The sequence below is a fragment of the Halomonas sp. KM007 genome, assembly GCF_050709225.1.
Classification (GTDB): Bacteria; Pseudomonadota; Gammaproteobacteria; order Pseudomonadales; family Halomonadaceae; genus Vreelandella; species Vreelandella hamiltonii.
The window spans coordinates 1,676,144-1,686,748 of record NZ_CP136131.1; the positions used below are offsets into that span (position 1 = coordinate 1,676,144).

The window sequence follows — 10,605 nt, forward strand, 5'->3', positions numbered from 1 at the left end:
CTCATTGATCAGGACCGCGGTGGCGGAATCAATCGGGCGAGTGCCGCCTGATCAAGCTCTTTGCGATTCACTTTCAAATACACCAGGCGCTCTTCCGGCACGACCATGACGTCTTCGACACCGGCCACATCGGCAAGGTGCTCCATGAGCAGGTCCATGGCATCGGGCTGGGTATCATGCAGCGCCACCACCTCACTGGAGAGCGGCGGCGGTGACGGCATGCCGCACATGGCCAGCCACCAGCCAAGCGCCAGCGCCGCGCAGCCGATGAACACCGCGTCAAGCCCCCAGGTGTGCGCCAGCCAACCGCCCAGAGTACCGCCTAGAAACGCACCCAGAAACTGGCTGGTGGAGTAGACGCCCATGGCGGTGCCTTTTGCCCCGGCTGGCGCCAGTTTACTCAGCATGGACGGCAGGGTGGCCTCCAGCAAATTGAAGCCGGTAAAAAACACCAGCAGCCATACAAACAGCCCCTGCCCCTGGGAGAGCGGTAGACCAAGCGCCGCCAAGCTGAGCACGATGGCACCAATGGCCAGCAGACACATCAGCTTCATGCGTTGGCGTTTCTCGGCCACGATCACCAGCGGCACCATGGCGACAAACGACAGTCCCATGATGGCCAGATAGGCCAGCCCATGGTACTCCACCGCCACTCCAGCGTTCAGCAACCTGAACGGCACGGCCACAAAAATGGCCATGAGGACCAGATGCAGGGCAAAGATCGACACGTCCAGGCGCCACAGGTCTGGGCGGGTAATGACGCGTTTGAATTGCTGGCGATCCAGCCCGACATCGCGATGTCGCAAACGCCGGGGAGCTGGCGGCACCCAGCGCCACAGCACCAGCAGGCCCACCAGGGTGAGCAGTGCCGTGAACCAGAACAGGCTCGACAGTCCTCCCCATGATGCCAACCAGGGCCCCAGCACCATGGCAATGGCAAAGGACACACCGATGGAGAGGCCGATGGTGGCCATGGCAGCGGTACGCACCTGCTCACGGGTCTGGTCGGCCAGCAGCGCCATGATCGCCGCCGCAATGGCACCACTCCCCTGCAGCGCTCGCCCGACGATCACGCCACCAATGGTGTCCGCCATGGCGGCCACGATACTGCCTGCGGCAAAGATCAGCAGGCCAATGGCGATCACGCGTTTCCGACCGATCCGATCCGACAGCAACCCGAACGGAATCTGCAGAACCGCCTGAGTCAGGCCATACACACCGAGCGCCAGGCCAACCAGAAGCGGCGTCGCCCCTTCCAGGGTGTCGGCATAAAGGGCCAGCACCGGCAGTACCATGAAGAGTCCCAGCATGCGTGATGCATAGAGACCGGCCAAGCCGCTGATGGCTCGGCGCTCGGCAGCCAGCAGCAGTGCAGAAACCTTGCGCATAGAACCCTTGTGTACGATGAGTGGGCCGAACGGCCTGAAATAACCGCCCATTCTAGCGCTTTGTCGGCACGCTGGAAACGCCAAGCATGAAATGCCCGCCACGCTGCAGCGAAGCGAGACAGTTTTGCCGGAAGGGGTGCCGCAACCGTATAATTACGCTTTTGCCACGCGATTCGAGGTGTTGATGGACAGCATTCTGGTCAGGGGTGCCCGCACCCACAACCTCAAGCAGATCGATGTGGAGCTGCCCCGCGACAAGCTGATCGTGATTACCGGCCTGTCAGGCTCCGGCAAGTCGTCCCTAGCGTTCGATACGCTCTACGCCGAGGGCCAGCGGCGCTATGTGGAATCGCTCTCCACCTATGCGCGCCAGTTTCTATCAATGATGGAAAAGCCCGATGTGGATCACATCGAAGGGCTCTCTCCGGCCATCTCCATCGAGCAAAAATCCACCTCTCACAACCCTCGGTCGACGGTTGGCACGATTACCGAGATTTACGACTACCTGCGCCTACTGTTTGCCCGTGCCGGCACCCCTCGCTGCCCAGAGCATGGCGAGGACCTGGAAGCCCAGACGATCTCCCAGATGGTCGATCAGGTCATGAACCTGGCGGAAGGCACCCGCTTGATGCTGCTGGCGCCGGTCGTCAAAGGCCGCAAGGGGGAGCATTTACAGCTGCTGTCCGAGCTGCGCGCGCAGGGGTTCGTGCGCGTCCAGATTGATGGCCAGGTGCTGGAGTTGGACGACATAGCGCCGCTGGACAAGCGCAAGAAGCACGATATCAGCGTGGTCGTGGACCGTTTCAAGGTACGTGACGATATCGCCCAGCGCCTGGCGGAATCCTTCGAGACGGCCCTGAACCTGGCCGACGGCACCGCCATGGTGCATTTCATGGACAGCGAGCAGGACGATCTAGTCTTCTCGTCCCGCTTTGCCTGCCCCGTTTGCGGCTATTCGCTCTCCGAGTTGGAGCCGCGGATGTTTTCGTTCAACAACCCGGCAGGGGCGTGCCCGACCTGCGACGGCCTGGGCATACAGCAGTACTTCGACCCGGAGAAACTGATCAGCCACCCCGAGCTTTCCCTGGCGGAAGGCGTGATCAAGGGCTGGGACCGGCGCAACATTTATTACTTTACCCAGCTACAGGCGCTGGCCAAGCATTACCGCTTCGAGCTGGAAACGCCGTGGCAGGAGCTGGCCCGCCACGAGCGGGACATCATCCTCAACGGCAGTGGTGGCGAGCTGGTCCCCTTCGTTTACGTGGGAGACCGTGGCCGGAAAGTCACCCGTGAGCATGCCTTTGAAGGGGTGCTGCCCAACATGCAGCGCCGCTACCGGGAAACCGAGTCCAGCATGGTGCGCGACGACCTGGCCAAGTACATTGCGGTTCAGCCCTGCACCGCCTGCCACGGCTCGCGGCTCCGCAAGGAGTCTCGCCATGTGTATGTCGATGACCGAAACATCGCGGATATCGTCCACCTGCCGATTGGCGAGGCGTGGCGCTACTTTGGCGCGCTGGCGCTTCCCGGGCGCAAGGGAGAAATTGCCGACAAGATCGTCAACGAGATCCATGCTCGCCTGGAATTTCTGGTCAACGTGGGGCTTGATTACCTGAACCTCGAACGCAGCGCCGACACGCTCTCCGGGGGTGAGGCACAGCGTATCCGCCTGGCTAGCCAGATCGGTGCTGGCCTGGTGGGCGTCATGTACATTCTGGACGAACCCTCCATCGGGCTGCACCAGCGGGACAACGACCGTCTGCTCAAGACGCTGGAGCGATTGCGCGACCTGGGCAACACCGTGATCGTCGTCGAGCACGACGAAGATGCCATCCGCGCGGCGGACCACGTGCTGGACATCGGCCCCGGTGCAGGTGTCCATGGGGGCGAGATCGTCGCCCAGGGCACGCCGCAGCAGGTGATGGACAACCCGAATTCGCTGACCGGCCAGTATCTCTCCGGCAGCCGCGAAATTGCCGTCCCGCCTTACCGGATCCCGGGCAATCCCGAGAAGCAACTGGTGGTGCGCGGTGCCACGGGCAACAACCTGCAAAATGTCACCCTCAGCCTGCCACTGGGGCTGTTCATTGCCGTGACGGGCGTCTCCGGCTCCGGCAAGTCGACGCTGATCAACGGCACGCTGATGCCGATTGCCGCCCGTGAACTCAACCGGGCCACCACCCTGACACCGGCTCCCTACGAGAAGGTGGAAGGCCTGGACCAGCTCGACAAGGTCATCGACATCGACCAGAGCCCGATCGGCCGCACCCCGCGCTCCAACCCGGCCACCTATACCGGCATTTTCACGCCTATTCGTGAGCTGTTCGCCGGTACCCAGGAGGCTCGCTCCCGAGGCTACAAACCCGGGCGCTTCAGCTTCAACGTCAAGGGCGGTCGCTGCGAAGCTTGCCAGGGCGAAGGCATGATCAAGGTGGAGATGCACTTTCTGCCGGATATCTACGTCCCTTGTGACGTGTGCAAGGGCAAGCGCTACAATCGCGAAACCCTGGATATCCACTACAAGGGCAAGACCATCCACGAGGTATTGGAGATGACGGTGGAAGATGCGCTGGCCTTCTTCAGCCCCGTGCCCGCCATCGCCCGGCGCTTGCAAACGCTCATGGATGTGGGGCTGTCCTACATCCGTTTGGGGCAGAGTGCCACGACGCTTTCCGGGGGCGAAGCTCAGCGGGTCAAGCTGGCGCGAGAGCTGGCCAAGCGCGACACCGGCAAAACCCTCTACATTCTGGATGAACCCACCACCGGCCTGCACTTCGAGGATATCCGCCAGCTGCTGACGGTGCTGCACCGACTGCGCGACCACGGCAATACCATCGTGGTGATCGAGCATAACCTGGATGTCATCAAGACGGCCGACTGGTTGATCGACCTGGGGCCGGAAGGCGGTTCTGGGGGTGGGCAGATCATCGCCGAAGGCACGCCGGAGCAGTTGGCCAAACAGACGGTATCGCATACGGGCCGCTTCCTGGCGCCGTTACTCGAGCGTGGCAACCGCGCCACTCGCTAGGCGTCTCATGGGCCGCTGCTCAAGCGTTGGAGCAGCGGCCAAAAAGTTCAGGAAAAGACGGCCCTGACTGCTTATAGTAAGCAGCGAGACTGCTTAACAATGGTTGTTTTCTGCGAGGAGACACACGCTGTGGAACAGGACAAAAGCTGTATTATCCGCCACTTTAGCCACTACTGCTCGCTCACCGATGACGAGAAAGAGCTGCTGGCCTCGTTGGAAGAGAGCCCCACGTCCATCAAGGCGGGCACGGTACTATGGGAGATGGGGGCACCGGCCAATGAGTTTTGCACGCTGCGCAGCGGCTGGGCCTACTCCTACCGCCACCTCGAAAACGGCGACCGCCAGATCCTGGAAGTTTTTCTGCCCGGCGACATCATCGGTCTGCGGGAGTTTGCTTTTTCCCAGCGCCTTGAAAACGTCCGCATGATCAGTGACGGCGTGATCTGTCACTTTCCCCACAAGCGTATGCTGGAGGTCTTTCGCGAGTCACTGTCGCTCACGTCGGTGATGTTTGCCATTGCCAGCCGACAGCAAGCGCTGCTGACCGAACGGCTGGTCAACCTGGCACGGCGCAGCGCGCGCAAGAAAATGGCCCATTTCCTACATGAAATGTATCTGCGCCTGCGCCAGACCAACGACGATATCAGCGGGCAGTTCCGCCTCCCGCTGTCACAAGAGCAGTTGGCCGATATCCTGGGCTTGAGCCCGGTTCATGTCAGCCGTACCTTCACCGCACTCAGCGAAGACGGCCTGGTATTTCGTGACCGACACCATGTCACCATACCGGATCTCGAAGCGCTGGCCACCGAAGGAGAGTTCGACGACTGCTACCTGACCGACAACGTCAGGCCGCTGCTGGAAGCCTGAGCGACCTTGCCTTTTAGACCGACGACGATGATACCGTTTATGCCCATCAACACCCGTACACTGCTGGCGGTACTGGGGGGGAGCCTGCTGGGCAACGCCCCGTTCGCCCTGGCAGCCACGTTCAACGTGGAGCACGCCGAACCTCACCAGCACTGGTCGTCCATGACGCTGGCACTGGGCGAAGAGCGCCATTTTCGCGCAGTGGAGACCCACAGCTACTCCGATGCCACCCTGAGCCTCAATACCAGCCAGGGGGTATGCGACCTCCCCTGGCTGGAAATGCGCGTGACGCTGGAACAGCAGCAAGGCGAGAGCCGCGCCGTCAATCTGGTGCCCACACGGCTGCGCATCGATGACCAGCCCATCGTGGATACCATGGCCGAGTTCATCACCGAGCGCGGCGACGATGGCTTCTACGCACACTTTTACCTGAGCGATCTCGACACACTGATGGCCCAGATGCGCACCGGTGAGCAGCTGTTCCTGGGCTTCGACCAAAACGAGCAGGAGCCGTGGTACATGACCTTCAGCCTTGCCGGTGCAGACAGCGCCATCGCACGCATGCAGCAGCTGTGCGAGGACAGCACGACAGAAGATTAACCGGCTCGCTGCTCGGCGATTTCCACACGATTGCGACCACCGCGCTTGGCTCGGTACATGGCCACATCGGCCCGCGACATCAGCGTCTTGCAGCTGTCGCCCGGCTGCCATATCGCCACGCCGATACTGACGGTGATGGGCTGGTCCAACCCGTTGACATGCAGCGTGGCCACCAGGCTGCACAGCCGCTCAGCCAGGCCCATGGCCGCTTCCTCATCGGAATGTGTCGCCAGCACCACGAACTCTTCGCCGCCCCAGCGGCCAAGATGGTCGCAGCCCCGCAGCGACGTTTCCACCAGACGAGCCAGCGAGACCAGCACGTCATCCCCCACGCCATGCCCATAAGCGTCATTGATTTGCTTGAAGTGATCCACGTCAAACAGCAGCAACGCGAATGCGGCGCCGTAGCGCTTGGCCGCGACTAATTCGGCATCGATGGCCTGCTCGATACGATAGCGATTCCAGACCTGAGTCAATGGGTCAAAGTGGGCCAACTGCTCGAGCCGCTGGTTGGCTGTGGCCAGTGCCTTGCGCTCTTGCTCAAGGTGCATGTTGAGCGTACTGATCTCATAGGCAGAAATAGCCAGCGTCAAATCTTCCCCCAAGTCGATGGCCGCCAGGCGTTCGACACGCTGCCATGCTTCGCTTTTGCCGACCACGTCTTCACTCCACGCAGCCGAGGGGGGCGTCGGCTGCGTGGATGAGGCCACGGCAGCCGAGACAGGGCCCATGGCCCAATAGAGGGTTTCCACCTGCTCGGGCCGAAAGAACAACAGCCAGCCTCGCTGTGCTGGGCTGATGGAGAGCGGCACAGCCAGAATCCCACACTGCTCTGACATGTGGAGTGACGCTGTCAGCGGCTCCACCGCCACCTCTCGGGTACACCACGGCCCCCCATGGCGATGCCCCCTGTCGATACGCTTCACCAGTTGGCACACCACCGTGGAGAGCGGCACCACACCGGCAGAACACACGCTGCCATTGAGCCACAGGGCAACCCCCTGAGCACGGAACAGCGCACACCAGGACGCAGCCTGCTCGTGAAGAATCTGCTGGGGGCTTTTGGGTTCTTGCTGGGCAGAGACCGACAGCACCAGGCTATCCTGCACGCGCTGCAGGTAACGTGCCTCCTGGCGAGCACGCAGCAGCAACAACCGCTGCATCGCCATTTGCACCAGTGTCCGCACCGCATCGCGCAAGGGCGGCGCCACGGGGTGGGCATGGGCCGAATGACAGAACAGCAGCCCCCACAGGCCAGCATCACTTTGCATGGCCACACTGAAGGCACTGTGTGCCCCCAGCCGCTGCAGATAGACGCGCCGCTCGGCAGCCGGCGCACGCAAGAAGCAGTTGCGCAGGTTGGCCGTGACGTCTGCGGGCACCAGGGGCTCGGTGTCGGCGGTGACGTCTTGAATCAAGCGCACCGGATGACGTTCGTAGGCATGCCGCAAGGCCAGTGGGAAATCGCTGGCCGGAAACCGTTGCCCGCGCAGCCCTGCCAAGCGCCCCGTACACTTTTCGGCCACGATGAGCCCATGCCAATCGCCGTCGAAATGGCACACCGAGACGCGCTCGTGCCCGGTCAACTCCTGAACGGCACCGACCAGGTAGTCCAGCAGTTCCTCCTGGTGCGTGGCTTCGGCCAGGCGCACCAGGCGCTCATTGAGCGTTCCCAGCAGGCGCTGCTTGCCCATCGGGGGCAATGGCTCTATTTCGACGACGACGTGTCGGTCTGTTCGATAGGCCTGGAGTTGAAAGCGCGTATCGACGGTGGCTCGGCGAAAAGTGAGCGGGCCGGATAGGCGGGGCTGCCCTTGCAGTTCATGGCGCAGCCGCTGGCTGAGCCGCTTGCCCAGCAGAGACGTCAGCGTAGGGGGCGGCTGCTCGTTGGTGGGTAACCCCAGTAATGCCGCCAGGTTGCGGCTGACGGCCTGAACCTGCCGCACGTCGGTATCCAGTACCAAGACAGCGCCAAAGGACTGCAGTCGAGAATGATGCGTCGACACGAAGATAGCCTCGAGATAGTGCTTTACCCCTCGACCTGCTGTTTGAGCAGCAGTTCAACGCGTCGGTTGGCAGCTCGCCCTTCCGAGGTAGCGTTACTTTCCATGGGTTGGGTGTCGGCATAGCCAACCGCCCGCATACGAGAAATGGCGATACCCTGACGCTCCAACTGGCGCACCACGGCAATGGCGCGACCCGTGGAAAGCTCCCAGTTAGAGGGAAAGCGCGGGGTGGCAATGGGCACGTTATCGGTATGCCCTTCCACCGATATTTGGCCTTCGAACGTTTGGAGTACTGACGTGAGACCTTCTAACACGATCAGGCCCTGAGGCGTTAGCACATCGCTACCACTGGAAAACAACAGGCTGTCGTCGATGCGCAGGGTGATGCCCTCACGACCCTGCGAGACACTGACCCCAGGAATATCCAGCCCCGCCATCTGCGACTGCACGCCGTCGTGACGTGGATGAATACCGGTGGCCAATGAGGCCAACGGCATGGCCATGATGGCACTGGCCGGCCCCATGGCATCGCTCTCCCTCCCTTCGCCACCGCCAGGAGGCGTCAGCGCCAGCAAGAGCACGAACAGGGTAATCAGCAGCGTCAAGACGTCCAGGTAACTGGTCAGCCACCCTTCGTCGCTCTCGCCCGCTGCCGCTGGCAGTTCCAGCGCAAACCGTGCCTCGTGATTGAGCATGGCGCTACCCTTTCAACGCCGAATCGACGCCTGGGCGCGGCTTGACGCTCGCATCACGGATTTCGTCGTGGTAGTTGGCCACGAACGAGTTCAACGTCTCTTCGATGAACGACGGCAAGCGACGCTTGGTAATGAGAGAAATGCCTTCCAGCACCATGTTCATGGTGATCAGGCGCTCTTCGGTCCGCCGCTCCAGTTTGACGGCAATGGGCTTGAAGACCAGATTGGCCAGCAGAATACCGTAAAACGTGGTGAGCAGCGCCACGGCCATACGTGGGCCGATCACCTGCAGATCGCCCGCATCCATGACTTCCAGCATGTTGACCAGCCCCACCAGCGTACCAATCATGCCAAAGGCCGGCGCATAGGTGGCCATGGTGCGGAAAATCTGCGCTTCGGCATGCTCACGCGCCTTCAGCCTTGCGATCCGCCAGCGCAGCATGTCGAAAATTTCATCTTCCTTGGTGTTGGCAATCACCAGTTGAATACCGGTGCGCAGAAACGGGTTGCGCGTATGCTCCAGCTCCCGCTCTACCGCTCGGACATCGCCCTTGAACCATAACCGCGACATGGCCACCAGCTCGCCGATATCATCGCGCACATAGGTGTTCTCGCGGCGGAATACCAGGCCTACCAGGCGCACTACCCGCAGTACCTCCTTCAAGGGGTAGCTGATGAACGTCGCCGCTAGGGTACCGGTAATGACGATGGCCAGACCAGGCAAGTTGATAAAGCTTTCTGGCGACTCTGCGGTAAAGAACAGCACGCTTATCAACAACAGCATGCTGGCAAATATGCCGATCAACGTAGAGGGGTTCATCAACGGCTCCTTGCCGGTTAACGTGAGAGGATAAGAAGGTCAATCTTGGTCGCTCAAGCGGGCACGAAGGCGGCTGACGGCCTGGCTATGCAGTTGCGATACCCGCGATTCGGTGACGCCCAGTACCGCCCCCACCTCTTTGAGGTTCATCTCTTCCTGGTAATACAGGGCCATCAGCAGTTTTTCACGCTCGGGCAACGCCTCGATCGCTTCGATCAGAGTGTGCCGCTGCTGCTCGTCGAGCAGTTGTTCGAAAGGGCGATTGGCGCTGCCTTCGTCCCCGGCTGGCTCACCGCCATCGGCCACCAGTTCCTCGAAGGGCAGTAGCTGCCCGCTATTGGTGTCGTTGAGCAGCTGTTGATAGTCGCTCAGCGGCATCTCCAGCTCACGGGCAATTTCCACCTCTTCAGGGGGCCTGCCCAGCGTCTGCTCCAAACGGCGTACGGTTTCATCGACTGCGCGGGCAGAGCGGCGCACGCTGCGCGGCAGCCAGTCCCGAGTGCGCAGTTCATCCATCATGGCGCCCCGAATGCGTTGGCTGGCGAACGTGGCAAACGTCGCGCCCTGTGCGGCATCAAAGCGACCCAGTGCCTCCAGCAAGCCCACCATGCCCGCTTGAATCAGATCATCCAGCTCGATACTGGCGGGCAACCTGACCTGCAGTGTCAAGGCCTGACGTCTCACCAGTGGCATGTATTGAGTTAACAGCTCACTCTGCTTGATCCTGCCTTGTGCTGTATACATCCTATTGCCTCACGGCTAAACGATCTTTACTGATAATTCACGATGACCTGCAGCCCCTGTACGCGCACGGGCCGTTGCCCCGGCGACAGCGCAAAGCGCAAATGAAGCGGCGCGTTGGCTTCCAGACCTGCCAGTGCCATGGTGCTGCCACGCATGCCACTCAGGGGCACGCATTGTGCAGGATGGCATAGCCAGGCGTTGACAGGCGCATGGGCAGGCGCCTCGAAACGCCATTGCACCCTCGCCAATGTCGCGTCGCCCAGCGGTATGCCCGCCGGAGGCCTGATGGCCTGGCTGCTGCTCGCCCGATCGCTCATGGCCACCATCACCGCGGGCATTTGACTGCTCCAGCTACCTGTCGCCGCCCGCGCCGATTCACCCACAACCAGCGATAACACCAGCACCCACGCGGCGCTGGAGAGAAACACGCTCCATGTCACTGTTGACCACTTTGCGG

At 61.6% G+C, this 10,605-nt stretch carries 9 protein-coding genes; 3 read left to right on the forward strand and 6 right to left on the reverse strand.

What is annotated here, in order from left to right; translation table 11 throughout:
* Window positions 1–8 precede the first annotated feature (8 nt).
* On the reverse strand, window positions 9–1,388 hold the full coding sequence (locus tag RVM27_RS07840; RefSeq protein WP_498957687.1) for an MFS transporter: 1,380 nt from the start codon (window positions 1,386–1,388) through the stop codon (window positions 9–11).
* Between the two features lie 184 nt (window positions 1,389–1,572).
* Between RVM27_RS07840 and uvrA the strand changes: the two genes are divergently transcribed.
* The 3 genes from uvrA to RVM27_RS07855 all read left to right on the forward strand — a co-directional run bounded on the left by uvrA (window position 1,573) and on the right by RVM27_RS07855 (window position 5,883).
* Complete coding sequence (gene uvrA, locus RVM27_RS07845; protein WP_498957688.1) at window positions 1,573–4,416, forward strand: excinuclease ABC subunit UvrA; 2,844 nt, start codon at window positions 1,573–1,575, stop codon at window positions 4,414–4,416.
* Window positions 4,417–4,545: 129 nt separating this feature from the next.
* Entirely contained in the window at window positions 4,546–5,283 is a 738-nt protein-coding gene (locus RVM27_RS07850; protein ID WP_039180770.1) for a Crp/Fnr family transcriptional regulator, read from the forward strand.
* A 39-nt stretch (window positions 5,284–5,322) separates the two neighbouring features.
* Complete coding sequence (locus RVM27_RS07855; protein ID WP_498957689.1) at window positions 5,323–5,883, forward strand: invasion associated locus B family protein; 561 nt, start codon at window positions 5,323–5,325, stop codon at window positions 5,881–5,883.
* On the opposite strand, the gene RVM27_RS07860 is transcribed toward RVM27_RS07855, so the two are convergent.
* The 5 genes from RVM27_RS07860 to RVM27_RS07880 are packed head-to-tail and all read right to left on the reverse strand — an operon-like array spanning window position 5,880 to window position 10,588.
* Window positions 5,880–7,889, reverse strand: a complete 2,010-nt coding sequence (locus RVM27_RS07860; RefSeq protein WP_498957690.1) for a sensor domain-containing diguanylate cyclase — start codon at window positions 7,887–7,889, stop codon at window positions 5,880–5,882. The genes RVM27_RS07855 and RVM27_RS07860 overlap by 4 nt on opposite strands.
* A 23-nt stretch (window positions 7,890–7,912) precedes the next feature.
* Window positions 7,913–8,584 (reverse strand): OmpA/MotB family protein, encoded by a 672-nt coding sequence (locus tag RVM27_RS07865; protein WP_498957691.1) that lies wholly within the window; start codon window positions 8,582–8,584, stop codon window positions 7,913–7,915.
* Window positions 8,585–8,588: 4 nt separating this feature from the next.
* A complete protein-coding gene (locus RVM27_RS07870; RefSeq protein WP_039180782.1) occupies window positions 8,589–9,404 on the reverse strand; it encodes a motility protein A in 816 nt (271 codons plus the stop codon).
* A gap of 39 nt (window positions 9,405–9,443) precedes the next feature.
* Window positions 9,444–10,148 (reverse strand): RNA polymerase sigma factor FliA, encoded by a 705-nt coding sequence (locus tag RVM27_RS07875; RefSeq protein ID WP_096921670.1) that lies wholly within the window; start codon window positions 10,146–10,148, stop codon window positions 9,444–9,446.
* A gap of 26 nt (window positions 10,149–10,174) precedes the next feature.
* The gene (locus tag RVM27_RS07880) at window positions 10,175–10,588 is read right to left on the reverse strand and encodes a flagellar protein FlhE (RefSeq protein WP_227407420.1); all 414 of its coding nucleotides are present in this window, start codon (window positions 10,586–10,588) and stop codon (window positions 10,175–10,177) included.
* Window positions 10,589–10,605 lie beyond the last annotated feature (17 nt).

Bases quoted from the DNA above. Each gene is read 5' to 3' on its own strand.
- RVM27_RS07840 (WP_498957687.1), bottom strand. From the start codon at position 1,388: ATGCGCAAGGTTTCTGCACTGCTGCTGGCTGCCGAGCGCCGAGCCATC.
- uvrA (WP_498957688.1), top strand. From the start codon at position 1,573: ATGGACAGCATTCTGGTCAGGGGTGCCCGCACCCACAACCTCAAGCAG.
- RVM27_RS07855 (WP_498957689.1), top strand. From the start codon at position 5,323: ATGCCCATCAACACCCGTACACTGCTGGCGGTACTGGGGGGGAGCCTG.
- RVM27_RS07865 (WP_498957691.1), bottom strand. From the start codon at position 8,584: ATGCTCAATCACGAGGCACGGTTTGCGCTGGAACTGCCAGCGGCAGCG.
- RVM27_RS07870 (WP_039180782.1), bottom strand. From the start codon at position 9,404: ATGAACCCCTCTACGTTGATCGGCATATTTGCCAGCATGCTGTTGTTG.
- RVM27_RS07875 (WP_096921670.1), bottom strand. From the start codon at position 10,148: ATGTATACAGCACAAGGCAGGATCAAGCAGAGTGAGCTGTTAACTCAA.